The organism is Leucobacter exalbidus, assembly GCF_017834145.1.
GTDB lineage: Bacteria > Actinomycetota > Actinomycetes > Actinomycetales > Microbacteriaceae > Leucobacter > Leucobacter exalbidus.
Window position 1 is genome coordinate 1365451 of sequence record NZ_JAFIDA010000001.1, and the last position, 27000, is coordinate 1392450.

Here is a 27000-nt window from a genome sequence, read left to right on the forward strand (position 1 = left end):
TTACGTGTTGCAAGTGATGACAGAAGCCCCCGTCAAGGTCGGGCAGATGCTGTTCACCATGGTGGATCCGCACCGTGGCCACGAGGTGGCGTACAACCGCTGGTACGAGCGCGACCACCGCTACTCGGGCTGCATGGTGGGCCCCGGCTGGTTCGCCGGCCGCCGCTGGGTGGCGACGAAGCGCCTGAAGGATCTGCGCTTCCCCGCCACCGGCCCCGTGGCGACGTCAACCGATGACGGTTCGTACCTCGCCACCTATTGGGTGCACGAGCCCGAGATGGAAGAGGCGCAGGCCTGGGCTGAGACGCAGGTCGGCAAGCTGTACGCCGCCGGCCGCGGCTTCCCCGAGCGCGAGCACGTGCACACGGCCCAGTATCTGCCCGATTCGAGCATCTCGGCGTCAGAGGATGGGGTGCCGCTCACGCTCGCCCTTGACCACAACTACCGTGGCCTCGTCACCGTGATGATCGAACCCGCGGCGGGAGTCACGCGCGAGGACGCGCTCGCGCAGATCGAGCAGGGCCCGGCGCAAGAACTGTTGCAGTCGGGGGTGGCTGATCTGATCAGCTCGTGGCGCATGAAGCCGTGGCCCGCGCACCACAATGTGCCCATGAAGATGGGCAACGATGGCGGCACGATCGAGCGCATCATGCAGCTCTGCTTCCTGCCCGGTGATCCCGAGGCTGGGTGGCAGCAGATTCGCGACTACGCGGCCGCAATCGAGGCCTCAGGCGCAGGAGTGGTGACGTTCGCGTCACCCTTCATCCCCACCGAGGTCGGCACCGACCTTTACACCGATCAGCTCTGGTAACGAGAGGAATAGCCATGCAAGGCGAGAAGATTCTGGTCACCGGTGCGGCCGGTCAGCTCGCGTTCCCCATCGCCTCGTTGCTCGCGAAGAGCAACGAGGTGTGGGGGCTCGCGCGCTTCAGCAAGCCCGGTGATCGACAGCGCATGATCGATGCCGGCATTACGCCAGTGGAGTGCGATCTGGGTTCGGGTGATTTCTCGAACGTGCCCACCGACTTCACGTATGTCGTGCACCTGGCCGCGAATCAGGCGCCCGGCTGGGATTACGATGCGTCTATCAGGGACAATGCCGAGGGCACCGGGCTGCTGCTGCAGCACTGTCGTTCGGCCCGCGGGGCGCTCGTGATGTCGACGCACTCGGTGTATCGCTCGCAAGATGATCCGATGTACGTCTTCACCGAGCAGTCGCCGCTGGGTGAGTGCAATAGCACCCACTCACCGACGTATTCGGTGTCGAAGATCAGCCAGGAGGCGACGGCGCGGTTGGCCGCGCGCGCCTTTGATCTGCCGGTGACGATCGCGCGCATGAATGCGTCGTACGGCCCCAATGGGGGTCTGCCGACGCACCACATCGATGCGATCGCCGCGGGTCAGAAGATCACCACGCGCTGGGATCCGTGCATGTACAGCCCGATCTATGAGACAGATATTGCGGCGCAGGTCAGCTCGCTGCTGCAGGCCGCGACCGTGCCCGCCACGATCGTGAACTTTGGCGGCGATGAGGCTGTGAGCGTGCAGGAGTGGGCGGCGTACGCTGCCGAACTCATGGGCGTGACGGCCGAGGTTGAGGTGTCGCCGATCGAGAACACGCTGCGTGGCTCGGTCGCTGATGTCTCGCGCCGGCTCGCGATCACCGGGCCTTGCGAGGTCGATTGGCGTGAGGGCGTGCGCCGCACGATCGAGGCGCGTCACCCAGATCGTCTGCTCGCCACCGCGGGGCAGGCCAGCTAATGGCGCCTGCTGCTCAGGTGCTCGGGTCGTCAGCCCCCGTGGCGACGTACGACCCGAGCACCCTCGTGGTCTCAGACGTGTTTGAGATCGCGGCGCCCGCGAGCGTGGTGTGGGATGTGCTGATGGATCTTGCGCGCTACGGCGAGTGGAATCCGTTTTGTGTGTGGGCCGAGTCGACCTTCGAGATCGGCGCACCGCTGCACATGCGGCTCGTGAATTACACGAATCCCGGGTCACTGCAGGCCGGCACCGAGTACATTTGCGCCGTCGAGCCGCACCGGCTGCTGTCGTGGGAGCTGCCCTTCCACGAGGCGTGGCCGTACGCGGCGAGGCGCGACCAGATTCTCGAGGAGGTGGGCCCCGAGCTCACCCGGTACCAGTCGACCGATGCCTTCTTGGGCGAGAACGCGATTCATGTGATGCGTTTCTCGGGCGAGTGGGTGACGCGGGCGTTCAACGATACGGGCCGCGCGCTGAAGTTGCGCGCCGAGGCGCTGCATCGGGGCGATATTTCGTAGTTACCGCTCGGTACCTGCGGGGGCACGGGGCTGGCTGATCCGGATCAGCGACCCCGTGCCTTTCCCCTGTACATCGGCCGGCTCAGTTGGGCCGGGCGTGGGTGTGCAGTGGTTGCGACGTGGTCGCGTCTGTCGAGACGCGGCCACGTTCTTTTTCTGCCTCGGGCAGCGGATCGACCTGGCGCAGCGTCGCCCGCGATCTCGCGGTGAGCTCTTGATACACGTGCACCCCCTGTTCCTTCCACGCGAGCGCGGTGTCGTCGAGGACCCGGATCACGCGGGCCGGGCTGCCCAGCGCGAGCACGCGCTCGGGGATCTCGGTGCCCGCGGTGACGAGGGATCCGGCACCCACGAGGGCCCCGGCCCCGATCGTTGCGCCATCGAGCACGATGGCGCCGATGCCCACGAGCGCGTACGAGCCGATGTGGCAGCCGTGCAGCACGGCTGCGTGCCCGATGTGGCTGTTGGGGGCGAGCACGGCATCGGCGCCCGGAAACGCGTGGATCACCACGGCGTCTTGTACGTTGCTGCCCTCGCCCACGATGATGCGGCCGAAGTCGCCGCGCAGGCTCGCGAACGGGCCGATGTAACAGTTGGGGCCGATGATCACGTCGCCGATGAGGCTCGCGCTGTCGTGCACGAATGAGGTGGGGTGAACGACGGGCACGATGCCGTCGATTTCGTAGCAGGGCATGATCGGGTCTCGTTTTCTCGGGATGTAGTTTTGAGGCTCCGCAGGTGGCGCGATCAGCGGTGCACGCGCGCGGTCACCCCCTGAACTCCATCCTCAAACTAGCGGAACTACCAAACAAGCGCTAGGTTTATTATGTGCGATGCACGCACCCGAATTTGCTCGGATATGAGATGGAGCAACGATGCCCGATAAGTCCATGAGCGCGGCGGAGGCCGTCGCCACAATTAAGAGCGGCATGACCGTGGGAATTGGCGGTTGGGGGTCAAGACGCAAGCCGATGGCACTCGTGCGCGAGCTCTTGCGCTCAGATGTCACCGACCTCACCGTGGTCTCATTCGGCGGCCCCGAGGTGGGCCTGCTGGCCCAGGCCGGCAAGATTCGCAAGCTCATCTACGGCTTCGTGAGCCTCGATAGCCTGCCGCTCGACCCGCTGTTCACGCAGGCGCGCGAGCGCGGCGAGATCGAAATCGAAGAGTACGACGAGGGCATGTTTGTGGCGGGGCTGCGCGCCGCGGGCGCACGGCTCGACTTCCTGCCCATTCGCGCAGGCCTCGGCTCTGACGTGTTGCCCGCGAACCCGCAGCTCAAGACGGTGAAGTCGCCTTATTCCGATGAGGAGTACGTCGCGGTGCCCGCGTCGAAGCTCGACGTCGCCCTCGTGCACGTCAACCGCGCCGATGCGCAGGGCAACGCACAGTTCCTCGGCCCCGACCCCTACTTCGATGACCTCTTCGCCATGGCAGCAGACCGCACGATCGTGTCGGCCGAGCGCGTCGTGCCCACCGATGAGCTGCTCACCGAGGGCTCGTTCCACACGCTGCTGTTCAGCCGCATGTTTACCTCGGCCGTTGTCGAGGCGCCCCGCGGCGCACACTTCACCACCTGCGAGCCCGACTACGGCCGCGATGAGGCCTTCCAGAAGCACTACGCCACGGCCGCACGCGATCCCGAGGCGTGGGCCGCATTCGAGAAAACGTTCCTGCAGACCGACGAAGCCGGCTATCACGCGGCCGTCGCCCACTTCCACGAGACCCAGGGGGCATCATGACCACGGCAGTCACCGACACAGCAGCAAGCACCACCGCGCAAGGCACCGCGACGAACGCAGAGGTTTGCATCGCCGCTTGCGCCGACACCTACCTTGAATCGGGCGAGGTTCTCGCGCACGCCGTCGGCCTCATCCCGACGATCGGTGCGCGTCTCGCGAAGCTCACCACGGCGCCCGATCTGGTGCTCACCGACGGTGAAGCATTCTTGATGTCTGAGCCGGGGCCGCTGGGCAAGCCCGCCAGCGCGGGCGGCACCATCGAGGGGTGGACCCCGTTCCGCCGCATCTTTGACATTCTCGCGACGGGCCGCCGCCAGAGCATCATGGGCGCGAGCCAGATCGACGCGTTTGGCAACCAGAACATCTCACTCATCGGTGACTGGAAGAAGCCCAAGCGCCAGCTCATCGGCGTGCGTGGCGCCCCCGGTAACACCGCGAACCACCGCGTGGACTACTGGATCTCACGCCACAGCGCCCGCATCTTTGTCGAGCGCGTCGACATGGTGTCGGGTGTGGGGTACGACCGTGCCGCCGCCGTTGGCGACACGCTGCGCTTCCACCACATCGGTGCCGTGGTCACGAACCTGTGCGTGTTCGACTTCGATGAGACCGGGCGCATTCGCGTGCGGTCGATTCACCCGGGAGTCGATCCGCAGGAGGTCATCGACCAGACCGGCTTCGCGATCGATGTTGCGAACGTGCCCGAGACCCGCACGCCCAGCGCCGAAGAGCTGCAGCTCATTCGCGAGGTCATCGACCCCCGCGGGCTCAGGGCCCGCGAGGTCGCTAACTAGTCGACGAGCACGCCGTGGCGTACGAGATCGAGGAAGGTCGCGGTCAACGACTCCACGGTGTGCTTCCCTCCGGGGCGGTACCAGCGCACGGTCGACCACAGTGCGTCACGAATGAAGCGGTGCAGCGCGGCCGGGTCGAAGGTTTCACGGAACACGCCAGCTTCCTGGCCGCGCTTCAACTGCTCGATCCACATGCCCTCAACGCGCAGCGAGGTCTCGCGCAGAAACTCAAAACCCGACTGAGTCTGCAAGAACAGGGCCTCGTTCTGGTAGAGACCGACGGCGTCTGGCTGATCTGCGATGATCTCAAACGATGCGGTGACCAGGTTCTCGAACGTGGTGCTCGCATCATCTTGAGCTGCGAGGATGGCATCGTACTTGGCGGTCATTCCCGCAAAGAAGTTGCGCAGAATCTCTTGGGCGATCGCTTCTTTCGAGGCGAAGTGGTGGTACAGGCTACCCGACAGGATGCCCGCTTCGTCGGCAATATCTCGCACCGTCGTCGAGGAATATCCTTGAGAGGCAAACAGCTTCGCTGCGATCGCGAGAATCTGCTGGCGTCGGTCCGATCCCGGATCATTGCGATCGTGAGTCTGCTTCTTCGCCAATTGAGTTCCTCCAAACAGTTAACCGATCAAGCGCTTGCTTGATTACTCGGTTTCCTGTTTACAATAACGTAGCCCCCTATGAATTACCACTCAAACCTGCTACTCCCCCTCAGAAAGGACAACGATGTCCGAGCTTGCCACCGCCCAGACCATCCCGGCCCTCCTCGCCGAGCGCTCGACGCTTGGCGACCACCCCGCCGTCATCGACCAGGGTCACACCATCAGCTACCGCGAGCTCTTCGAGCAGGTTGAAGCGGTCGCCAAGTCCTACTGGGCAGGCGGCGTGCGCCGTGGCGACCGGGTCGCGGTGTGGGCCCCCAACCGTACCGAGTGCATCCTCGCCTTTCTGGGCGCGCAGTACCTCGGGGCCGCCGTGGTGCCCCTCAACACCCGATACACCGGGCGCGAGGCGGCCGAGATCTTGGCCCGCTCGGGAGCGAGCGTGCTGGTACTCACCGACGAGTTCTTGGGGCTCGGTCTCTCGCGCAAGCTGCGCGAGGCAACCGAGCAGGCAGATGCCCCCGCGCTGACGGCGCTCACCACCATCGTCACCATGGATGACGTGGCAGCCGAAGGCTGCCGCACCTGGGCCGACTTCCTCGCCGACGGCGCCGATGTGCCCGGCGACGTGCTCGCGGCTGCGGCCGCAGCGGTCTCCCCCGATGACATCGTCGACATTCTGTTCACTTCGGGCACCACCGGTCAACCCAAGGGCGTCATGAGTGCGCAGCGCCAAACGATCGGCGTCGCGCACGCCTGGGCACTGGGCGCAGATCTCGCCGCGACCGACCGCTACTGCATCGTCAACCCCATCTTCCACGGCTTCGGCTACAAGGCGGGCCTCATCGCCTCGCTGATTGCGGGCGCAACGATGTACCCGATCCCGGTCTTCAACACCGATGATGTGCTCACGCTGATCGAGCGCGAACGCATCACGGTGCTGCCGGGCGTTCCCACGATTTTCACGAGCCTCATCGATCACCCCAATCTCGCTGATTTCGATCTCAGCTCGCTGCGGTTCGCCATTGCGGGCGCCACGGCCGCCCCCGATTCGCTCTTCCACGACATGGTCAATATCTTGGGATTCTCGCGGGTCGCCCAGGCGTACGGCCTCACCGAGTGCGTCGTCGCCACGATGTCGCGCCCCGGCGAAGATCTCGCGCATGCCTCGCAGACCACGGGGCCCGCGGTCGCAAATATTGAGATCCGGATCGCAGGAGCCGAGGGTGAGATTCTGCCCGTGGGCGGTGAGGGCGAGATCTTGCTGCGCGGCGACAATGTGATGCTCGGGTATTTCGAGGACCCCGAGGCGACGAGCGCGGCGTTCGACGCCGATGGCTGGTTTCACACGGGCGATGTTGGTTGCCTCGACGAGCACGGCTGTTTGAAGATCACCGACCGCATCAAAGACATGTTCATTGTGGGCGGGTTCAATGTTTACCCGGCCGAGGTCGAGAACACGCTGCGCCGGCACCCCGCCGTCAACGAGTCGGCCGTGATCGGCATTGAGGATGCCCGCATGGGCAGCGTGGGGCGTGCCTATGTGGCACTGTTGCGCGAGGCTGATCCGAAGCCCACGGCCGAAGACATCACGGCGTTCTGCCGCACCCGTCTCGCCGGGTTTAAGGTGCCCAAGGAGATTGTGTTCGTGGACGATTTTCCGCGCAACGCCACCGGCAAGATCTTGAAGTCAGACCTGCGCGCAGCGGTGTAGGCCGCGGGCAATACAAAAGCAGCGGGGCTTTCGCCCCGCTGCTTTTGTGTTCCCCCGTAGTTAGCTGAGGCGTTCGAGCAGCAGGGCCATGCCCTGGCCGCCCGCGACGCACATGGTCTCGATCGCAAACTGCTCGTCGCGCTCCTGCAGTGCGTGAATCGCGGTCGTTGCCATGCGGGCACCCGTCATGCCGAAGGGGTGGCCGAGCGCGATGGCGCCGCCGTTGACGTTGACGCGATCCGGATCGATCCCAATGTCATCAATCGAAGGCAGCACCTGAGCAGCAAACGCCTCGTTGAGCTCCATGATGTCGATGTCGCCGATCGACATGCGTGCGCGGGCGAGGGCCTGCTGCACGGCACCGACCGGGCCGAGGCCCATGATCTCGGGGCTGACGGCCGAGACACCGGTCGACACGATGCGCGCGAGCGGGGTGAGGCCCAGCTCTTTGGCGCGCGTATCACTCATCACGACGAGGGCAGCTGCGCCGTCGTTCAGCGGGCAGCAGTTCGCGGCGGTGACGGTGCCGTGCTCGCGAAACACGGGCTGCATCGTCGCGAGCTTCTCGTACGCGACGCCGGCGCGGGGGCCGTCATCGGTGCTCACCACGGTGCCGTCGGGCAGCACGACGGGGGTGATGTCTTTCGCCCAGAATCCGCGTGCGGCCGCAGCCTCGGCAAGGTTCTGACTGCGCACAGCCCACTCGTCTTGTGAACGACGTGAGACGCCACGAAGCTGCGCGACGTTCTCGGCCGTCTCCCCCATGTTGAGGTAGACATCGGGCACGAGGCCCAGGCTGCGAGGGTCGACCCAGCTGGCCGATGCGTCACCTGCGTGCGCGATTGATCGGGCCATGGCCTCGGCGAAGAACGGGTTCTTCGTATCGGGTGAGCCGTCTGACTTGCCCTGCCCGAAGCGCGATACGGCCTCGACGCCGGCCGAGATAAAGACGTCGCCCTCGCCCGCCTTGATAGCGTGAAAAGCCATGCGCGTGGTCTGCAGTGACGACGAGCAGTAGCGGTGCACGGTGGTGCCGGAAACCGAGTCGAGCCCGAGCCGCACGGCGGTCGTGCGGGCAATGTTGTATCCCTGCTCGCCCGCGGGCTGTGCGCAGCCCATCATCAGGTCTTCGACCTCGCTGGGGTCGAGCCCCGGCACCTGGTCGAGTGCGGCGCGCACCATCTGCGTGGCGAGTTCATCGGCCCGCATATCCTTCAGTGATCCCTTGCCTGCGCGCCCGATCGGTGAGCGTGCGGCAGAAACGATTACGGCTTCAACCACGAAAGTTCTCCTTCAAATTGTGTTGCGTAAGTTAGACGGCAGCGGGGGCGGTGACAAACACGTTGCCGTTGGGGCTTGCCCCGAGAAATGAGGGCCATTCGCCGCCGCCGTCAACGTCGAGCGTTGCGCCGGTAATGTGCCCCGCGAGCGGAGAGGCGAGCAGCAGCACCGCGTTTGCGATTTCTTCGGGCGAAGCGAGCTGGCCGCGCGGAATCGTGGCGGCCACGCGCTGCATCTGCTCTTCGTCACCGTAGTGCGACAGTGCTGAGTCGGTCGCGATGAGGCCGCAGCTGATGGCGTTCACCCGCACATCGGGGGCCCATTCGGCGCCGAGTGAGCCGGTGAGATTCTCGAGCGCTGCCTTGGCGGCGCCGTAGATCGCGGTGCCGGGGCTCGGCCTGCGTGCACTGATCGAGGTGATGTTGATCACCGATCCGCGCGCTTCTTTCAGCGCGGGGTATGCCGCGCGGGCCAGGTAAGTGGCCGAGAGAAAGTTCAGTTCGGTGATGGCCGAGTAGTAGCGGGGTGATCCCTCTTCGAACCTGCCGAACGGTGACCCGCCGGCGTTGTTCACCACGATGTCGATGCGCCCGCGGCGTTCGAGCACCTCGGCCACCCAGGCTTCCACCTGGTCGGCTCGGCGCACGTCGAGAGCGGTGAAGCTCCACGGCACGGCACCGGGTTCGGGGGTGGTGCGGCCACACACTTCAACGTGTGCCCCCGCCTCGGTAAATTTGCGGGCCGTGGCCGCGCCAACACCTTGAGTACCGCCGGTGATCAGCACCACTTGGCCAGTCATATCGATGGTCAGCGTCATTTCGCCCCCTTCTCCTCAGTGATTCGGGTATCCACACCATACCAAACAAACGCTAGGTTTGTTTCAGTTTCTGCGATTGAATTCCTGGCGACCGGCCGCATCGCGAGGTGCGGTCGCGCGCCGCTGCACCCGCAGGTAACCCCTCGAGCACCCAAAAACCAAGCGGTTGCTTGGCATCTGGGGCTTTGGGCTGCTAGCGTGCCCAACATGAGTAATGCCACCCCCTCGAACACAGTGACACCGGCGCCTGTGCCTGAACCCGCGCCTGCGCCCGCATCGCTTCCACTCGCGCCCACCGAGTTCACTGCCCTCGATGGCATCGCGCTCGTCATCGGCGGATCGGGCGGCGTCGGATCAGCCACCGTGCGCCTCCTCGTTTCGGGCGGCGCACGCGTCGCGTTCACCTACCGCACGGCTGCTCCCGCCGAACTACTGGCCGAGCTGGGTGATGCCGTTGAGGCCCACCACCTTGACGTCACCGATGCCGACGCCTGCGCGGCGCTCGTGACCGATCTTGTGGCGCACCACGGCACCATTCACACCGTGGTGCATGCCGCGGGCCCGCACGTTGAGCAGAAATACCTGTCACAGGTCACTCCGGCAGAGTTCGCGCTGCAGGTCAATGCCGAGCTGCTGGGGTTCTTCAACGTATCTTCGGCCGCGCTGCCGGCGCTGCGCACAAGCGCGGGCAGCCTCACCGCGGTCACCTCGGCGGCAACGGTTCGCTATCCCGCCCGCGACGGGTTGTCGTCGGCCCCCAAGGGTGGGGTCGAGGCGCTCGCCCGCGCGCTCGCGCATGAGGAGGGCCGCTACGGGGTGCGCGTGAATTGCGTGGGCCCCGGAATGCTCAGCGATGGCATGGCTGCGCGCCTCATTGATTCGGGGCAGATGAGCGAGCAGGCGCTCGCGGCGGCGATGCGCAATATTCCGCTGCGCAAGTTTGGCACCGGGCACGACATCGCCCAGGCTGTTGCGTTTCTCGCGTCGCCACGGGCCGCCTACATTACGGGCCAGAAGCTCGATGTTGACGGCGGCTATTCGGTGTAACCGGATTGCGCCGCACACCCACTATGCCGCTTGGCGGTTAGCCTGGGATTTTCGGCGTCGCTGGGCGAACCACTCAGGGTGCAGTTCTGCGCTCACCCGCTGAGCGGCCCCCGATACGAGTGACATACACCTGGGGGCAAGGGCCCCCACTCCGCTGATCGCGAGCGCCCCGATGGGGCCGTCGGGGCCGATGATTGCGGCACCCATGGAGCTCACGCCGCGGTGCCCCGCCCCGCCCACGTGAGACGCCAGGCCATAGTTGCGGCGAATAGCGGTGAGCTCGGTTCGCACCCATGCAAGATCAACGTGGCTGTCGCGTTCACGTTTGGCCACCACGTCGCTCGCGGCCCCCGGCCGCATCATCGCCAGGATGGCTTTGCCGGCCGAGGTGTTCTCAACGGGAAACCTGAATCCAATGCTGGGGCGCGCGAGTGCACCCGGCAGCGCGCCCACCCGGTCGAGGTAGTAGGTCATGCCACTGGGTTCGAGCACCGCGAGCTGCACGCACAATCCCGTCGCGTCGCGCAGTTCACGCAGCACCGGTTTCGCGGTTTCACGCAGCTGAGCATTCGTGGTGCCGCGTTCTTCGAGGGCGACGATGCGGCCGCCGAGCCGATACCCCTGCAGGTCTTCGTCGCGGGTGAGCCACCCCACCTCGACGAGCTGGGTGATGAGCCGAAACACCGTGGAGCGCGGCAGCCCCGTGTACTCGGTGAGCTCGTTGAGCAGCCAGCGCGGCTGGCCGGTGGAGAAGGCATCCATGATGACCGCGGTTCTGGCGATCACCGATGACCGTGATTCTTCGGCGGCACTCGCCCGTGCGCGCGCGTTCAGCTGTAGCGTTTCAGACATGCGTCACTCCCCTGTGGCAAACATCGGGTCATAAACCTCGGCAGCATCGCCGATGCTAAACAAACTATCACTTGCTTGGTGAACCGGGTAGTCTTTTCTCACCACCGCGAGTGCCCCGAGCGCTCGCCTGGTGCACCACGATCTCGCGCCCTGAGCAGGCAACGCACCGGCCGCTTGGCCCGATTGGAGACGATGACGTGACACACCCCGCGCCCACACCCCCGGTGCTGCACACCCACCGCGTCAGGCTGGGCTATGCCGACACTGACCCCGCCGGCATTCTCTACTACGCTGCCTGGTTTCCCATGATGGAGCGGCTGCAGTCGGAGTTTCTGTTCACGCAGGGGCTGCGCCAAGACCGCTGGAAGGCCGAATTTGGGTGGTGGACGGTCACGCGCGCAACACAGTGCGAATATCTCGCGGCGGTGGGGCTCTATGATCCGATCCGGATCGAGCTGCGTATGGGCACGATCGGTGTGAGCTCGTTCTCGTTTGAGTATGAAATGTGGCGCGAAACCGATGAGGTGCTGGCGGCGCGCGCATCGATCACGCTCGTGTCGGTGTCGCCCGAGCAGACCACGGTGCGGCTGCCCCAGGCGCTGCGTGCGCACGCCGAAGGCTGGGCCACGGCCGGGGCGTGATGAACTACCCTCGCTCGCAGATCCCGCCGGCCACACACCAGCGGGCCGTAAGCGCGTTCGCCGGTTAGCGCGTCAGCTGCAGCCAGGGCTCAGCCCGGCCGCTGCGCACCGCGTCAAGGTGCAGGCTCGTCTGCGCGAGCGCCGAGAACAGCAAGAATCCCTGCATGCCCTCCCAGCCGCGGCTCCACGGTGACCGCTTGGCGTACTCCCACACGGGGCTGTCGCCGAGCTCGGGGGCCAGGGCCGCCACGGCGCGCGTGCGCCCCAGGTGGTGATCGACGATCTGGTCGCTGCGCACCGCGAGCCCCCTGAACCGGTACTCGTGCCCGGGCAGCACCTCGTGCGCATCGAACGCGTGCATGGCGCGCAGTGAGGTCAGGTAGTCGATGAGCGGGTCTGATCCGGGGAGGCTGCCGAGCCCCAGGCCCGGGTTGATCTGCGGCAGCACGTGATCGCCCGTGAAAATGAGCCCGAGATCTGGGGCCTCGAGGCACAGGTGCCCCGCGGTGTGCCCGGGCGTGATGATCGCGCGCAGGGTGTGACCCGCGAGCTGCAGCGTCTCGCCGTCGGCGAGCAGCGCGTCGGCGGCGACCGCGGGCGACGGGCGATCCAGCAGCACCGGAGCCAGTAGCTCCTCCTGCACCTCATGCGGCACGCCCCACTCCTGCATGCGCTGTCGACGATCGGCGGCCGCCAGCAGCTGCCGCCCCGCCCCGTTCACCACTTGCGATTCAACATCAGACAGAATGAGCCGCGCGCCAGAGGCAGCGCGCAACTGGTCTGCGGCCCCCAGATGATCGGGGTGGCTGTGGGTCACCAGGATCGTGGTGACGTCGCGCAGCGTGCGGCCATGGTCAGCCAAGAAAGCCTCCCACGCCTGCAGCGTGGTTTCGCCGCTCCAGCCCGGATCAATGATGTGCGTGCCATCATCGCCGAAGAACACGTACCCGAGTGAGTAGGGCATGCGTGGGCCCGGCATCGGGATAGCGACGGCCCACAGGCCACTCGCGACCTCTTCTGCGGCGGCGAGCTGCTGCTTGCCCCACGCGCGTCGCTGCGGTGCACTTGTCGCGACGAACGCGTGTTCACGATCCAACATTCCTCCACAGTAGCAAGCGTTTGGTGCCGGGGTGGCACGCCTGGGCAGCAAGAGCCCGAAACGCATCAGCCCCGTCTCTACGAGACGGGGCTGATGGTTAGCGGTTACTCACTTTGCCAAACAGGTTGGCAATCGGGGCGATGATGAGCGGCCGCGCGGCCACCCAACCACCCGCGGTGACCGCGATCGCGAGCACGAAGTACCAGAACCCTGCCCAGTTGACGACGTCGGTGCCGGCGTACATGTGGTTCAGGTTGCGCAGTGCACCGGTCGAGAAGACCAGAATCACGTGCACGACGATGAAGAACACGAAGAACAGCATCGTCGGGAAGTGGATCGCGCGGGCCACGGGCGCCGGGTACAGCTTGTTGAGGCGCTCGGCCTTTTCGGGCCACCACTCGCTCATGCGCAGCCCGGTGATGACCGCGAGCGGAGCCGCAACGAAGACCACCAAGAAGTACATAATCTGCTGCAAACTGTTGTAATTCACCCAGCCGTTCTCAACGGGCCAGTTCAGCGTCGCATACTGCAGCGCGGCCGAGAGCGCATTGGGGAACACCTCCCACGAGGTGGGAACGATGCGCACCCAGTGCCCCGAGGCGAACAGCAGCACCACAAACACGAGACCGTTCAGCATCCACAGCACATCGAGCGAGGTGTGCAGCCACAGGTTGATGCTGATCTTCTTGCCACCCTTTTTGGGGGTCCAGAAGGCCGGCGGTTTCGCCTGGTGCCGCACGAGCAGCCCGCTTCTGATGATCAGCACCATCAAGAAGAAGTTCAAGAAGTGGGTCCAGCGCGCCCACGCCGGAAACCCGGGCTCCGTCGTCTCGGGCAGGTGATACTCACCCGGGTACCGCGTCAGAAACTCGGGCACCCCGGGCAGCGTCGTGACACCGCGGGCCGCGAGCACGAGAATGCCGGCGGCCGCGATCGACCCGATCACGATGAGGGCAACGCGACGAATGATCCGGATCACCGCGGGGTCGACCCTGGGGGCGGCCTTCGCGGCTGGCGACGCGGGCTGGGCCGGGGCCTGCGCGGTTTGGGGCTGCGCAGTTTTGGCCTGAGCTGCTTGGGGCTGCGTGGCCGGAGCGGCCGCGAGTTTCGCCGGGGTCGCGGTGGCAGGCTTGGGCTGAGCCGGCGCTGGAGCCGGTGCTGTCGTAGTTGCAGCTGCAGTTGCAACCGGTGTCTGCGCCGCGGGCTGAGCGGCGGCCACCGGTGCAGCTACAGCCGGTGCGGTTGCAGCCGCGGGCGCTGCTGGTGCCGGCGATACTGCAGCCGACGTCGCAGCAGAAGCAGCGCTTCCCGCCTGTGCGGGGGCACGCCCCGCGGCGGGCCAGGGGTCTCCGCCTGCGACGCGGGGCAATCCCTGTCGCAGGGGCGGCCCGGTGTTGACAATGCTCGCGGCAGCAGCACCAGCAGCGCCCGCGAGGGGTGAAGATTCGGCGCCTGCGCCATCAGTGACGCCAACAGCCTCAGCATCGGCAACGGCACCCGCAGCATTCGGCTGCGCGGCGTCGTTCGAGGTTGGCACATCAGCATGCTTACCGACGGGGCTGGTCGCGGCCGAAGCTCCCGTCGCAGGGGCAGGTTCGCCTGCGGCCGCAACAGCAGCAGCGCCCGTCACAGCAGCTGCACCCTCGGAGACAGCAGCGCCCGCGAGCACCCCGTGGGGTGGCCAGGGCGATCCGCCGGCGGCCCGGGGCAACCCGGCGCGCACGATGGCGGCGGGTGCCGCAGGTTCAGCCGGGCTCTCGCCCGAGGCCGGTGCTGTTGGCTCGGCGGCAGCGGGCACGGCGTGATCCGGAGCAGCTTCGGTCTGCGAAGCATCGCTCGCAGCCGGCGCCGCTTCAGCAGCCAGCACCGCGCCAGCGCCCAGCACCGCATCGGGGCTCAGCACGGCCTCGGCCACGAACTCGGCATCGGGGATCACCCCGGCGCTCTCACCGGGCAGTGACCCGGCGGCGGGCCAGGGCTCCCCCTGTGCCTGCCGTGGCAGCCCGCGTCGCAGTACTCCCTGGTTAGTGGCCACGGTTATCCCTTTCGGGTTTCGAGCGCGCGCAGCAGCTGCGGCACCACCGTGAACACGTCACCGACGATGCCAAAGTCGGCGACCTCAAAGATGGGGGCGTCGCCGTCTTTGTTGATTGCGACGATGGTCTTGGCGGTCTGCATGCCGGCGCGGTGCTGAATGGCACCCGAGATTCCGAGGGCGATGTAGAGCTGCGGTGACACCGAAACACCGGTCTGGCCGACCTGGTGTGACTGCGGAATGTATCCGGCGTCGACGGCGGCGCGTGAGGCACCAATCGCGGCGCCGAGGGCATCTGCGAGCTCTTCGACGAGCACGAACTGCTCCTTCGAGCCGAGGCCACGACCACCCGAGACAACACGCTCAGCACCGCGCAGCTCGGGCCGTGATGACTCGACCACCTCGGCGTCGAACGACACGAGCGTAGCCGCGGGCTGCGCCGAGTCGGTGAACGCGAGCTCTTGCTGCTGCTCAGGCTGCGCTGCGGCGCGGGTATCGATCGAGCCCTGGCGCAGGGTGATCACCGGGGCGCCAAAGGTCGAGGTCGAGGCGGCTGTGTAGGCGCCGCCGTAAATGGAGTGCTGGGCGGTGACGCCGAGGTCATCGCGGGCGATGCCGATCGCGTCGACGGCGACGGCACTCTTGCTGCGCACCGCGAACCGGGCCGCGATGTCGCGGCCATCGGGCGAGTGCGACAGCAGCACCGCGTCGGGGGCGACCTGTGCGGCCGCTGCGGTCAGCGCGTCAACCGCGGTGACCGTGAGACCTGCGCCAACGGTGCTGGCGGCGGTAGCTGCGACGAGCACCTGCGCGGCACCCAGCTCAGCGAGCTTGGGGGCGAGTTCGCCCGGGCCCAGCAGCAGCGCGACGGGGGTGCCCACCAGCGATGCCGCGCCGAGCAGCTCGGCGGCCGAACCTGCGAGGCCACCCGCAGGGGTGGTCTCGACGACAACGAGAATTGAATCTGCAGCGAAGTTAGTCATGATTCGCCTCCTTACACCAGTCGGTTTTCGGCGAGGAAGTCGGCGAGCTTGTCGCCGGCGTCACCCTCATCAGAGATTTTGATGCCTGCCGCGCGCGCCGGCTTTTCGGCGACGGTCAGCATGATGGAGCGTGCCACCGTTGCATCCTCGGCATCTACCGCGAGGTCTGCGAGGGTGAGAGTTTCGAGCGGCTTCTTCTTCGCGGCCATGATGCCCTTGAAGTTGGGGAAGCGGGGGTCGGGCAGTGCCTCGGTGATCGAGACCACCGCGGGCAGTGCGGCGCGCACCTGCTGTACGCCGCCGTCGACCGAGCGTACTCCCGAGACCGCGCCGTCAGCGACCTCGACGGTGCTGACGCGACTGACGAGGGGCACGCTGAGGTGCTCGGCGATCGCGGCGGGCACCATGCCACCCGAGCCGTCGGTCGAGGAGTTGCCCGCGATCACGAGGTCGAAGCCGGCGCGCTTGATAGCGGCGGCGAGAGCCTCGGCCGTGAGCGTCAGATCGGCGCCCTGCAGTGCCTCATCAACGATCTGAATCGCGCCGTGCGCACCCATTGCGAGCGCCTTGCGAATCGTGGTGACCGCGCCCTCGGGGGCCAGCGTGAGCACCGTAATCTCGGTGCCTTCGTGCCCGTCTGCGTAGCTTAGGGCCACCTCGAGCGCGCGCTCTGAAATCTCGTCGAGCACCGACTCACTCGCGCCGCGATCGGCGAGGCCGGTTTCGAGGTTGAGTGTACGATCCCCGTACGTGTCTGGGACTTCTTTGACCAAGACGATCAGCTTCATCGATATCTCCTTCACCGTGTGACCCCAGCCTACAATAAATAACAAGCAAGCGCTTGGTTATTCTTGTTTTGGTGAAAACTTGCCCCGCTGAGCGAGACTTCACGGCGCAAAAGCGGCCCTCGGTGATAGCTTTCTCGCCGTTACCGCGCCGCGAACGCTTGAATGCGCTTTTCTGCTTCGGCCGTCACCGAGGTCGCCCCGATCGTGCGGGCCTCTTCAGCGAGCTGCTCGCGAAAACTGCGCGACGGCTGCGAACGAATCAGGCGCTTCGCCTGACCATATGCGTAGGCGGCGCCATCGACCCAGTGCCGGGCGATCGTTTCGGCCCGCTCAAGTACCGCGTCATCTGCGACGACCTCGGCAACGAGCCCCCACTCCTGCGCCTCTTTCGCAGGCAACAACCGGTCCTGCAGCGTGAGCTGCAGCGCGCGCCGTTCACCCACCGCGCGGGCCAGTAACGCCGTCACCGACAGGTCGGGGGTGAGCCCGACGCCGGCATACAGTGCGCCGACGCGTGAGGACTCCCCCACCACTGCGTAGTCGCTCGCAAGCAGCACGCCGAGCCCGCCGCCAGCGGTGGTGCCGTGGGCAGCCGCGACCACGGGGATCGATGATTCGACGAGCGCCGCGAGGCCCACGTTGATCACCTCGGCCAGCGAGGTGAGCGCGTCTTCGCGGTCAGGCATCTCAGCCATGGCGCGCACGTCGCCGCCGGCACAGAAAGCACGCCCCTCGGCGGCGATGATGATCGCGCGCGTCTCGGGATGCGCCAGAGCATCGGTGACCGCGGCGACCCAGGCGTGGGCCATATCTGCGTCGAACGCATTCAGGCTCGCGGGGCGGTTCAGAGTAATACGGGCAATGCCGGCGTCGATGCCGAGCAATACGGAGGCAGTCATGCCAAGAGCCTAAGGGAAACTGCCACCCGCGCGCACGCGAGTCCGACTGAACGGAACCGCATCTGCGGCGAGAGCGCTCATCACTGGCAACCCAAGCGGCGCGAAGTACAAGCGTGCACCGCACTAACATGGGGAGCTACGTAACTTTGTAGTTAGGATTTCTTATTGTGACCGTTTCACACCGCATGGCAGTTGCAGGCATCATCGCTTGTGCACTTCTGACGGGGTGCGCTCCTCTGAATTCATTTGAGAATGAAGTGCTGCAGAGCGCGAAACGGGGCGAGAGTAACATCAAACTCCCTCAGCACGGGCCGGTAGACGCTTGGTCATCTGTTCTTGTGGTGTGCCCCTATGCAGACCTGTCGAAGATCGATAGCCCCTTTGCCGACGGGCTGCCTCATGCTGGGCCGTCGGAATCAATCCCAGAGTCCTCACAGTCCCTCATTTTCACCAATGGAAGCGAGACCGAGTCGCTCCAGTTGGATCGGGCACAGGTTGATTTCTGCTCACAAGACCTTGCTGAACCCTTCGCTGCAGATCAGTCTTGGGCAGTCTCTCAATCGGGCGAAGATGGCCGATACATGCTCGCCCCGGTTTCCTAGCCCCAGCGCTTTTCATCGCGCGCAATGGACCTGGCACGCACCAACGCGGCGCCCACTCCCCGAGGGGAATGGGCGCCGCGCATAGGCAGAACGGTTAGGCTGCGAACTCGACGATCCGGCGCCGCAGCAGATCGAGCTGCTCAGTGACGCGCACGCGTGCGGTGCCACCGGCGCCCACGCGCGAGTTCACTGAGCCCTCGATGGTGAGCACGTCGCGCACCGCGGGGGTCAGGTGCTCAGAGATCTCAGTGAGCTCGGCGTCGCTCGGCTCGTGTAGTTCGATGCCGCGCTCCTCGCAGTACCGCACCATCTCGCCCGAGATTTCGTGTGCGTCGCGGAAGATGACGCCCTGCTTCACGAGCCACTCGGCGACATCGGTCGCGAGCGAGAAGCCCTTGGGAGCAAGCTCAGCCATACGCTCAGTGTGGAACGTCATGGTCGCGACCATGCCAGTGAACGCTGGCAGCAGCACCTCGAGCTGAGTGATGGAGTCGAAGACGGGCTCTTTGTCCTCCTGCAGATCGCGGTTGTACGCAAGAGGCAAACCCTTGAGCGTCGCGAGCAGGCCGGTCAGGTTGCCAATGAGGCGCCCCGACTTGCCACGCGCGAGCTCAGCGATGTCGGGGTTCTTCTTCTGCGGCATGATCGACGACCCCGTCGAATAGCCGTCGTGCAGCGTCACGAAGCCAAATTCCTTCGTGTTCCAGAGGATGATCTCCTCTGACAGGCGCGACAGATCGATGCCAATCTGTGTGCAGATGTAGGCGAACTCGGCCACGACGTCGCGGGCCGAGGTGCCATCGATGGAGTTCTCGAGCGGATCGCCCAGGCCGAGCTCACTGGCGACGATGCGCGGGTCGAGACCGAGCGAGGATCCGGCAAGCGCGCCGCCGCCGTAGGGCGAAGCACTCGCGCGTACCGACCAGTCACGCAGACGCTCCAGGTCACGCACGATGGGCCACGCGTGCGCGGCCAGCTGGTGCGCGAGCAGCACGGGCTGCGCGCTCTGCAGGTGCGTGCGCCCCGGCAGAATCGCGCCGATGTGCACGCGGGCCTGGGCCTCGAGCGCATCGAGGTAATCGAGCAGCATGCCCCGGATCACGGCCGCGTGGTCGAGCAAGAACATGCGCACCAGCGTGGCGATCTGGTCGTTGCGGCTGCGGCCGGCGCGAAGCTTGCCGCCCAGCTGTACGCCCACAATGTCGATGAGCAGGCGCTCAAGCGCCGAGTGCACGTCTTCGTCGTCTTCGGCGGGGAAGGCGCGGCCGTCAGCCACGCGCGCGGCGAGCTCGTCGAGGCCCGCGTGCATGCCGGTGAGGTCATCAGCCGTGAGATAGCCGGCTGCGGCGAGCGCGGTGGCGTGTGCCTTCGAGCCGCGAATGTCGTAGGGGGCGAGTACCCAGTCGAAGTGGGTGGACTTCGAGATGGCGGCGAGGGCGGGTGAGGGGCCGCTGGCGAAGCGTCCGCCCCAGAGTGCGCCAGCTTCGGCCGCGCGGTTGCCAGCTTCGTTCATGTGACCCTGATCAGTCATGGTGTTGTCCTTCATTCAGTTCAGTCGTGGGCACCGGGTGGCGGTGCGGCGTGCTGTGCGCGGGTGCTGCGGTGCGCGATGTGTTTGTTGCGGTGCGCGGGCGGTTATGCGCGCTCGAGTAGCCAGGCCATGAGGGCCTTCTGCGCGTGCACGCGGTTCTCGGCTTCGTCCCAGACGACGCTCTGTGCACCGTCGATGACCTCGGGGGCCACCTCGTACTCGCGGTATGCGGGCAGGCAGTGCAAGAAGATGGCGTCGTCGTTGGCGTGTGCCATCAGCTCGGGGGTCACCCGGTAGGCGCCGAACGTGGCGATGCGGTCGGCCTTCTCGTCTTCCTGTCCCATCGACACCCAGGTGTCGGTGATGACGGCGTCGGCGCCCGTTACGGCGGCGACGGGGTCGGTGAAGATCTCAACGCTGCCGCCGGTTTCGGCTGCGATGCGCTTGGCGTCTGCGACGATGTCGGCGCGGGGGTGGTAGCCCTCGGGGCCGGCCACGCGAATGTGCATGCCCGCGGTGGCGAAGCCGAGCAGGTAGGAGTGGCCCATGTTGTTGGCGGCGTCACCGACGTAGGTGGCGGTGAGGCCCTTCAGGTCGCCCTTCTGCTCGCGCACCGTCTGCAGATCGGCGAGGATCTGGCAGGGGTGGAAATCGTCAGAGAGTGAGTTGATGACGGGAACGGTGGCGTTCGCGGCCATCTCCTCGAGCCCCGAGTGCGCGAAGGTGCGCCACACGATGAGCGACACCATGCGCGAGAGCACCTTGGCGGTGTCGGCGACGGTCTCTTTCACGCCCAGCTGGGCTTCGCCCGGGTTCACGATGATGGGGTTGCCGCCCAGATCAGAGATGCCGGTGGCAAAGCTGAAGCGGGTGCGCGTGGAGGTTTTGTCGAAGAACACCGCGGCAGACTGCGGCCCCTCGAGCGGTCGTCGCGAGAAGCGGTCTCGCTTGAGTGCAGCGGCAAGCTCGAGCACCTCCAGCTGTTCGGAGGGGCTCAGGTCGTCATCACGGAGAAAGTGCCTAGTCACGTGGCCAGCTTACCGCCCGCGGTTCCTTGGAACACGCGGGCGGTCACACTGTTTTAGTAGGTCGCGGCGTAGGCGGCGTACCGGTCGGCGGGTTCGAGTGCCTCGCAGCGCGAAATTTCTGCGCGTTTGACGGCGAGGAACGTGTCGGCGAGGTCGCGTGCGAACCATTCGGTGGCCACAATTGAGGATTCGAAATGGGCGAGTGCCTCGGTCAGAGTGGCGGGTACGGGCCGGATCCCCAGCTCGTCACGCTCGGTGGGGGTGAGCGCGTCAGAGTCACCGCTCACAATGTTGGGGGTGGGCAGCTGCTGGCGCAGCCCCTCAAGGCCCGCACGAATCAGGCAGCCCAGCACCAGCCACGGGTTGCTGGTCGCATCTGCGGCACGGTACTCAAGGTTGAACTGCTTCTGGTGGTTGGCACCCGGGGTGTTGAACAGCGGGCAGATGCGCAGCATCGCTTCGCGGTTGTTCTCGCCCAAGAAGATGCCGCCCGCGCTCCACCGGTGCGGGGCCAAACGCTCATATGACAACGGCGCCGATGCGGCCACAGCCTGGAATGCCTCGGCATATTTAAGAATGCCTGCGGCGAAGGATCCGGCAACGTCAGAGAGTTTGCTCGGCCGTGACTCGTCATAGGTGACGAATCGGCCTTCTTTGTCGCGCAGGCTGACGTGCACGTGCACGCCGTTGCCGCCGCCGTTTTCCTCGATGATGGGTGAGAAGGTGATGCTCTTGCCCAGGCTGCTGGCCACGTGCCGGGTGATCTCGCGCAGGTAGACGGCGCGGTCAGCTGCCACGAGCGCGCGGGCCGGGCTGAGCGTGATTTCAAACTGGTTGCGGCCAAACTCGGGCAGCCACATTTCGGGTTCGAGGCCGGCATCGTCGAGCGCCGCCATGAGCCGGCCGCCCAGCTCTTCCTCTTCAAGGAAAGCCTCGAGCGAGAACGGGGTGTTGACCGGGCTCCCCGAGTCTTCGAGCAGCATGAATTCGTGTTCGAACGATGCGACGATGCTCAGCCCGGTTTCGGCTTGCAGATCGGCGATGGCCTGCTTCAAGAAGCTGCGGGGATCGCACTCCCACGGCTGGCCATCGGGGGTATGAATGTCGGCGAGCACGAGGGTGGTCTGCTCCCCCGTCTCGTTGAGTGCGACGGTGGCGATGCTGCTGACGTCGGGCATGAGGCGCAGGTCGCCGACCGCGCCAAACGGGTTGGGCGTGACGATCGACCCGAACGCGTCGATCGCGAGGTTTGCGGGCACCCAACCGCAGCCGCTGTTGAGGTACTTCTGAAACTCCTGCTGCCGAAACGCGCGCCCTCGCGCCTTGGCTGCAAGGTCTGACGTCAAGATGATGGCCAGCGGTTCTTTTCGCACGATGAATCTTTCTCTTGGATGAAATCACGACGGGCCTGAAGGGCCGGTCGTGCACGATAATGAAGTGGTTATTCCCAGGCGTCGAACGCTTGGATGCGCCCGACGGGCTCGGCTCCGAGGCGCGCGACAACACCGGCAATGAGTGTTTCGACGAGCGCGAGCGAGGGCACGAGGGAGTCAAACGGGCTCGGTGCTTCGACCGCGCTCGAGATCAGGTAGTCGGCGTGCTTTGCGGCGGGCGACAGCCACGGATCGGTGAGGAGCACCGTCGTCACTCGCTGTTGTTTGGCGCGTTCGACAAATTCGACGGTGGTGTCTTGGTACCGGCGGTAGTCGAACGCGATCAACACGTCGCGGCCGCCCATGTCGAGCAGCGCGAGTGACTTGTCTGATTCGGCCCGCCCCACGAACCGCACATCGGGGCGCAGCAGGCGCAGGTGCAGCGTGAGGTATTCGGCGAGCAGCCCCGAGTACCTCCCGCCGACGGCCCAGATGCGCCGCTTGGGGTCGGCAAGTAGCTCGATGATGTGGTCGAACTCTGACGCGGGCACCGAGGCCGAGCTGCTGTTGAGCCCCCGCACGAACACCTCGTTGGCGGTGGTGATGAGGTGGTGATCGGCCGATCCCCTCGCCCCAGCATGCGACTCATACTGGTCGATGGGCGAGGTGGTGCGCTCTGAGATTTCCTCTCGCAGCAGCTCTTGCATGTGCGGGTACGACTGAATGCCCACGCGGGCCAGCATGCGCAGCACCGTGGGGGCGCTCACATTGGCGCGCTCGGCAAGCTTCGCTACGGGTTCGAGCCCCGCCACGGGATACTCGGCGATCAGGGCCCTAGCTACTTTGCGTTCGGCCGGGCTCATCACGTCAAACGACATGTTGAGGGCCTCGGCGAGCGTACGGTTCTCGGGCCTTAAGGGATCATGCGTCATATAGATGAGTCACCAACCTTGGTAGGGAGCAATATCGGCGGCCGAAACCGCGCCGTGGCGCACGTCAGTGACCGCCGCGTGCAGTGTTTCCACGGCGCGCAGCGCGTCAGCGGCGCTCAGGTTCAGCGGCGGCGTCAGCTCGATCACGTTGCCGCGCACCAGATAGTTCACCACGCCCAGCTGCCACATGCGGTAGATCACCCGGTGCGTGAACACTCCATCGTTGTCATCATGCGCGACGCCTGGCTCGGCATTGAGCTCGATGCCGAGGCTCAGCCCCAAGCCGCGCACCTCACGAATCTCGGGCAGCGCGGCCTCACTGATCAGGTCGCGCAGCTGCGCACCCCGCTCGCGGGCGGCGTGGGCCAGTCGCTCAGACACGACGGTGTCGAGCACCGCGCGCCCAGCGGCTGCGCTCACCGAGTTACCGGCGGTGGTGAGCAGCGAGCTTGCGGGTGCCACATCGAGCACGGCCGCGGGCCCCACGACCGCCGAGAGCGGCAGGCCACCACCGAGGGCCTTCCCAAAGGTCACCAGATCGGGGGTTGCGTCGTCGCGTGTGAAGGCGTGCAGCAGGCCGGTGCGGCCCAGCCCCACCTTCACTTCATCAACGATCAGCAGGGCACCTGCGCGCCGAGTTCGCTCGGCGAGCCCGCGCAGAAAGCCCGCGGGCGGCACAACGATGCCGCCATCAGACTGCATCGGTTCCACGATTACCGCGGCGACGTCACCGCGCTCGAGTTCACGGTCGAGCAGCCGCCACACGTCATCGAGCTCAGCGCCCGCATGTGCGGGGTATGGCAGCAGCGCACTCGCCGGGTCACCGGCCAGCCCGGCCTCCACGAACACCCCGCTCACCAACTGTGCCGGGCCGAACCCGCCATGGTAGCCACCCTGAAATGCGACGACGCGATCTCGCCCGGTCGCTGCCCGGGCCGCCGCGATCGCCGAATTGTTGGCGTCGGTGCCCGAGTGGCCGAGCAACACACGCCGCTCGCCAGCGCCAGCGCTCACACCCGCACCAACGCCGCCGCCCGCACCAGCGCCAGCCCCAGCACCGCCGCCCGCATCACCGAGGTTTCCCGTGGGGGTTACCTCGAGCAGGGTCTCAGCGAGCTGCACCGCATCGGGGTTGGTGGCTGACAGCACGCTTGATCCGGAGCCGCGTGCCGCAGCCTCTCGAATCGCAGCGACCACGTGCGGATGAGCGTGCCCGAGGCTATTCGCACCCCAGGCCGCCGACAGATCGAGCAGCCTGCGCCCCTCGTGATCGATGATCTCGCTGCCCTCGCCCGCCACGATCGCGAGCGGAAAAAACCGCAGCTTCTGGTTCCCCGCGATCACCCGCGCATCGCGCTCGGGCAGCGCACCGAAGTTAGACATGCGCGCCCGCGATCGATGCGCGCTGGTCGAGCTCGTCGCACGCGCCCAGGTACGCGGCGGCGAGCGCGAGAGCCACGCGCCGCACCGCGTCAGCATCGGGCAGAAATTGAGCGTGGTGCAGGCTCGGCTGCAGTGTGGCGCCCTCGGTTTCGACGCCGACGAACGCCATCACCCCGGGGATCTGCTCTGAATAGAACGAGAAATCGTCGGCCCCGCACGAGCGCATGGGCTCGCTCACGATGAACCCTGCGTGCCGCAGCTGGTCATCGACGCGATCAACGAGATCCGGATCATTCTCAAGCACGGGTTCGCCCGTGGTGATGGTCACCTCTGCGGTCACCCCGAATGATGCGGCCTGTGCTTCGACGTAGGTGCGCAGTGCCTCGTGGATCTTGGGCCGGTCACCGCGATCCATCGTGCGCAGGGTGGCGGCGGCGTGCGCTTCGGCCGGGATCACGTTGGCGGCGTCGCCCGCGGTGAAGCGGCCGACGGTCAACACGGCCGGGTGCATCGGGGAAACGGTGCGCGCGACCACGGCGGGGAGCCCGACGACGATCTGCGCGAGCACACCGATGGGGTTTGCGGCCTCGTGCGGGTAGGCGCCGTGCCCGCCGCGACCGTGCACGGTCACGTGCACCTCATCGGCTGCGGCGTTCGTGGGGCCCTTGCCCGTGGCGACCGCGCCGCGGGCAATGCCGGGGTGCACGTGGGCGGCCAGCACCGCGGCGACGCCCTGCTCGGCGAGCACGCCCGCGCCGACGATGTCGAGCGCCCCCGAGGGGTACGCTTCTTCTCTCGGCTGCAGAAACGGCACCAGCGCGTAGGGCAGCTCGCACTCGGCAGCGGCTCGGCTCAGCGCGATGAGCGCGGCCTGGTGCACGTCGTGGCCGCAGGCGTGCATGGCCCCGTTGGTGGAGCCAAACGTCGCGCCCGTGCGCTCGATGATCGGCAGAGCGTCGAGCTCTGAGCGCACTGCGATCGCGGGGCCAGCGTCTGGCCCGATGCGGCCGATGCGCCCCACGTCTGCCACCCGCTGCATTTCGGTGGGCATGCGCTCAGCGATCCAGGCCGCGGTCGGCTCCTCTTCCCCCGAAATATGGGGGTGCTGGTGCAGCTCCTCGCGCAGCAGGCTTGCGGCCACGGCGTGCTCGGTGGTGCGCTTGAGCAGGGTGCGGGCAAGCAGCGCACGGGCTGCTTCGGTGCCATTCACCTCAGCACCGGTCGCTGCGGTGCCGGTCGCTGCGGTGCCGGTCTCTGCGGTGCCGGTCGCTGCGGTGCCGGTCGCTGCAGCGCTGGCCACTTCAGTACCGTTTGATTCAGCATCAGTCGGCGCAGTGGGGATCAGCTCGGTGGGCGTCGCGTCATCGTTCATCATGAGGTCGCTCCCGCCATCACAAATCGGGGCCGTTCGTCGAGCTGGTAGGCACGCACCGCGTTGTCTGCGCAGATCTTGCGAATCAGCGCTTCGCCGGTCGCCGCATCCCACTCGCCTGCACCGATCCACTCGTTGATCACGCGCAGCAGCCCACGCCTGAAGAGGTGTGCCCCGAGCAGGTAGAGCTCAGCGAGCCCAAACGCGTCTGAAGAGAATAGCGCCTTATCGAACGGGGTGAGTTCGAGGGATTCGGCGATGATCTGCGGTGCGCGGGCTCCCACGTAGTTGATGGCCAACCCCACGTCACAGTACACATGCGGAAACGCATGGGCCAGGTACCCCGCGTTGCGGTGGAACGGGTAGCAGTGCAGCAGCAGCACGCGGGCCCCCGACTCACGAGTGAGCCTCAGCCACTCGGTGAGCAGCAGCGGGTCGCACCGGTGCAGGTCGACATCGGGGTCGCCAAACCCGATGTGAAACTGAATCGCCTGCTGCTCGTCGACGGCGCACCAGATACCGAAGCGAATCAGCACCGCGTCGTCGAGGCGCGGTTCGGCCCCGCCTTCGATCTCGCGCAGCCAGCCAGCGGCGGCCGCGGCGACCTCGGCATCGGTGGGACGCACGGGATTAAAGTCGAGCCCGAGCCGGTAAGCAGCAATCGTTTTCACACCCACGGCGGTCGTGAGTTCGGTGCGCAGCTGCGCACGGAAGCTCTCGGCGTAGTCGGTGGCAGACTGCAGCTGCGGGGCCAGCTGCTCGGCCAAGCGCTCCAGCCGCACTACCGCGTCGGCCGTGGCACCGGCGCGATCGGCCATGCCCTGGGGCGACAGGATGTCATCGCCCCGGTATCCGGTCTCGATCAGGTAGCGGTCGATGCCCGCCCCGCGCAGCAACCGCGCGTTCACTTCGCTGGGGGCGAGCTCGGCCCGGCGCTCAAGATACCGTTCGGCGCTCACGTGCGGATCAAGGTCGAGCAGCGGGGCGCACCATCGCCTGATCGCGGTGCCCAGCTGGGAGTCGAACACGGTCGTGCCCGCTGGCGCATCCCAGTTCGATTCCGTCATCATGCTTTCGAATTCGGGCCTGGCGAGCTGATGCTCCACCACGCCGTGGCAGTGATGGTCGATCAGCTGCACCGATTCGAAGGCCGAGGGAGTGAGCAGGGGTGCGTCGGAGTGCACGGTGTTCCTTTCTCAG

Annotated in this window: 26 protein-coding genes; 9 read left to right on the top strand and 17 right to left on the bottom strand. The window is 66.3% G+C overall.

All coding sequences use genetic code 11. The features are described from left to right. The first annotated feature begins 4 nt into the window (after positions 1-4). Genes JOF28_RS06175 through JOF28_RS06185 form a run of 3 tightly spaced genes read left to right on the top strand, consistent with a single transcriptional unit; the run spans position 5 to position 2279 of the window. Positions 5-811 carry a hypothetical protein gene (locus JOF28_RS06175; RefSeq protein WP_209704968.1) on the top strand — a complete coding sequence of 269 codons (807 nt, stop codon included), beginning with the start codon at positions 5-7 and terminating at the stop codon, positions 809-811. Positions 812-825: 14 nt separating this feature from the next. Next, positions 826-1761 carry an NAD-dependent epimerase/dehydratase family protein gene (locus tag JOF28_RS06180; RefSeq protein WP_209704969.1) on the top strand — a complete coding sequence of 312 codons (936 nt, stop codon included), beginning with the start codon at positions 826-828 and terminating at the stop codon, positions 1759-1761. After that, positions 1761-2279, top strand: a complete 519-nt coding sequence (locus JOF28_RS06185; protein WP_209704970.1) for an SRPBCC domain-containing protein — start codon at positions 1761-1763, stop codon at positions 2277-2279. The genes JOF28_RS06180 and JOF28_RS06185 overlap by 1 nt, the downstream gene beginning before the upstream one ends. Positions 2280-2361: 82 nt before the next feature. Here JOF28_RS06185 and JOF28_RS06190 read toward each other — a convergent pair whose 3' ends face one another. Beyond that, a complete protein-coding gene (locus JOF28_RS06190) occupies positions 2362-2973 on the bottom strand; it encodes a gamma carbonic anhydrase family protein (protein WP_209704971.1) in 612 nt (203 codons plus the stop codon). 181 nt (positions 2974-3154) lie between these two features. On the opposite strand from JOF28_RS06190, the gene JOF28_RS06195 reads away from it, so the two are divergent. Beyond that, entirely contained in the window at positions 3155-4021 is an 867-nt protein-coding gene (locus tag JOF28_RS06195; RefSeq protein ID WP_209704972.1) for a CoA transferase subunit A, read from the top strand. Further along, positions 4018-4815: a CoA-transferase subunit beta gene (locus JOF28_RS06200; protein WP_209704973.1), complete on the top strand. Its 798-nt coding sequence runs from the start codon at positions 4018-4020 to the stop codon at positions 4813-4815. The genes JOF28_RS06195 and JOF28_RS06200 overlap by 4 nt, the downstream gene beginning before the upstream one ends. Here JOF28_RS06200 and JOF28_RS06205 read toward each other — a convergent pair. Further along, entirely contained in the window at positions 4812-5423 is a 612-nt protein-coding gene (locus JOF28_RS06205; RefSeq protein ID WP_209704974.1) for a TetR/AcrR family transcriptional regulator, read from the bottom strand. The two genes, JOF28_RS06200 and JOF28_RS06205, sit on opposite strands and share 4 nt — an antisense overlap. A 124-nt stretch (positions 5424-5547) precedes the next feature. On the opposite strand from JOF28_RS06205, the gene JOF28_RS06210 reads away from it, so the two are divergent. Beyond that, positions 5548-7137: an AMP-binding protein gene (locus JOF28_RS06210; protein ID WP_209704975.1), complete on the top strand. Its 1590-nt coding sequence runs from the start codon at positions 5548-5550 to the stop codon at positions 7135-7137. Positions 7138-7197: 60 nt separating this feature from the next. On the opposite strand, the gene JOF28_RS06215 is transcribed toward JOF28_RS06210, so the two are convergent. Together JOF28_RS06215 and JOF28_RS06220 are read right to left on the bottom strand one after the other, a co-directional pair. Then, a complete protein-coding gene (locus tag JOF28_RS06215; protein ID WP_209704976.1) occupies positions 7198-8418 on the bottom strand; it encodes an acetyl-CoA C-acetyltransferase in 1221 nt (406 codons plus the stop codon). A gap of 31 nt (positions 8419-8449) precedes the next feature. Further along, complete coding sequence (locus tag JOF28_RS06220; protein ID WP_209704977.1) at positions 8450-9235, bottom strand: SDR family oxidoreductase; 786 nt, start codon at positions 9233-9235, stop codon at positions 8450-8452. A gap of 207 nt (positions 9236-9442) precedes the next feature. Between JOF28_RS06220 and JOF28_RS06225 the strand changes: the two genes are divergently transcribed. After that, positions 9443-10282 (top strand): SDR family NAD(P)-dependent oxidoreductase, encoded by an 840-nt coding sequence (locus tag JOF28_RS06225; RefSeq protein WP_209704978.1) that lies wholly within the window; start codon positions 9443-9445, stop codon positions 10280-10282. Positions 10283-10303: 21 nt separating this feature from the next. Here JOF28_RS06225 and JOF28_RS06230 read toward each other — a convergent pair whose 3' ends face one another. Continuing rightward, a complete protein-coding gene (locus JOF28_RS06230) occupies positions 10304-11134 on the bottom strand; it encodes an IclR family transcriptional regulator (protein WP_209704979.1) in 831 nt (276 codons plus the stop codon). A 197-nt stretch (positions 11135-11331) separates the two neighbouring features. Between JOF28_RS06230 and JOF28_RS14665 the strand changes: the two genes are divergently transcribed. Beyond that, on the top strand, positions 11332-11775 hold the full coding sequence (locus JOF28_RS14665; protein ID WP_209704980.1) for an acyl-CoA thioesterase: 444 nt from the start codon (positions 11332-11334) through the stop codon (positions 11773-11775). A 64-nt stretch (positions 11776-11839) separates the two neighbouring features. On the opposite strand, the gene JOF28_RS06240 is transcribed toward JOF28_RS14665, so the two are convergent. The 5 genes from JOF28_RS06240 to JOF28_RS06260 form a co-directional block, all read right to left on the bottom strand. After that, positions 11840-12874, bottom strand: a complete 1035-nt coding sequence (locus tag JOF28_RS06240; RefSeq protein WP_209704981.1) for an MBL fold metallo-hydrolase — start codon at positions 12872-12874, stop codon at positions 11840-11842. Positions 12875-12971: 97 nt separating this feature from the next. Beyond that, positions 12972-14909, bottom strand: a complete 1938-nt coding sequence (locus tag JOF28_RS06245; RefSeq protein WP_209704982.1) for a cytochrome b/b6 domain-containing protein — start codon at positions 14907-14909, stop codon at positions 12972-12974. 2 nt (positions 14910-14911) lie between these two features. Next, on the bottom strand, positions 14912-15892 hold the full coding sequence (locus tag JOF28_RS06250) for an electron transfer flavoprotein subunit alpha/FixB family protein (protein ID WP_209704983.1): 981 nt from the start codon (positions 15890-15892) through the stop codon (positions 14912-14914). Positions 15893-15903: 11 nt separating this feature from the next. Continuing rightward, positions 15904-16680, bottom strand: a complete 777-nt coding sequence (locus JOF28_RS06255; protein WP_209704984.1) for an electron transfer flavoprotein subunit beta/FixA family protein — start codon at positions 16678-16680, stop codon at positions 15904-15906. A gap of 140 nt (positions 16681-16820) precedes the next feature. Beyond that, the gene (locus JOF28_RS06260; RefSeq protein ID WP_209704985.1) at positions 16821-17579 is read right to left on the bottom strand and encodes an enoyl-CoA hydratase/isomerase family protein; all 759 of its coding nucleotides are present in this window, start codon (positions 17577-17579) and stop codon (positions 16821-16823) included. A gap of 167 nt (positions 17580-17746) precedes the next feature. Between JOF28_RS06260 and JOF28_RS06265 the strand changes: the two genes are divergently transcribed. Continuing rightward, positions 17747-18181, top strand: coding sequence for a hypothetical protein (locus JOF28_RS06265; protein ID WP_209704986.1), 435 nt, complete (start codon positions 17747-17749; stop codon positions 18179-18181). Positions 18182-18275: 94 nt separating this feature from the next. Here the strand turns inward: JOF28_RS06265 and argH are convergent, their stop codons facing one another. The 7 genes from argH to JOF28_RS06300 form a co-directional block, all read right to left on the bottom strand. Continuing rightward, on the bottom strand, positions 18276-19712 hold the full coding sequence (argH, locus tag JOF28_RS06270; protein ID WP_209704987.1) for an argininosuccinate lyase: 1437 nt from the start codon (positions 19710-19712) through the stop codon (positions 18276-18278). Positions 19713-19816: 104 nt separating this feature from the next. Continuing rightward, positions 19817-20740: an ornithine carbamoyltransferase gene (argF, locus tag JOF28_RS06275; RefSeq protein WP_209704988.1), complete on the bottom strand. Its 924-nt coding sequence runs from the start codon at positions 20738-20740 to the stop codon at positions 19817-19819. Positions 20741-20793: 53 nt separating this feature from the next. Continuing rightward, positions 20794-22113, bottom strand: a complete 1320-nt coding sequence (locus JOF28_RS06280; RefSeq protein WP_209704989.1) for a type I glutamate--ammonia ligase — start codon at positions 22111-22113, stop codon at positions 20794-20796. A 68-nt stretch (positions 22114-22181) separates the two neighbouring features. Then, the gene (locus tag JOF28_RS06285; protein ID WP_209704990.1) at positions 22182-23045 is read right to left on the bottom strand and encodes a MurR/RpiR family transcriptional regulator; all 864 of its coding nucleotides are present in this window, start codon (positions 23043-23045) and stop codon (positions 22182-22184) included. A 9-nt stretch (positions 23046-23054) separates the two neighbouring features. Next, the gene (locus tag JOF28_RS06290; protein WP_209704991.1) at positions 23055-24428 is read right to left on the bottom strand and encodes an aspartate aminotransferase family protein; all 1374 of its coding nucleotides are present in this window, start codon (positions 24426-24428) and stop codon (positions 23055-23057) included. Next, complete coding sequence (locus JOF28_RS06295; RefSeq protein WP_245189889.1) at positions 24421-25803, bottom strand: M20 metallopeptidase family protein; 1383 nt, start codon at positions 25801-25803, stop codon at positions 24421-24423. The genes JOF28_RS06290 and JOF28_RS06295 overlap by 8 nt, the downstream gene beginning before the upstream one ends. Further along, complete coding sequence (locus tag JOF28_RS06300; RefSeq protein WP_209704992.1) at positions 25800-26984, bottom strand: amidohydrolase family protein; 1185 nt, start codon at positions 26982-26984, stop codon at positions 25800-25802. The genes JOF28_RS06295 and JOF28_RS06300 overlap by 4 nt, the downstream gene beginning before the upstream one ends. Positions 26985-27000: the final 16 nt, after the last annotated feature.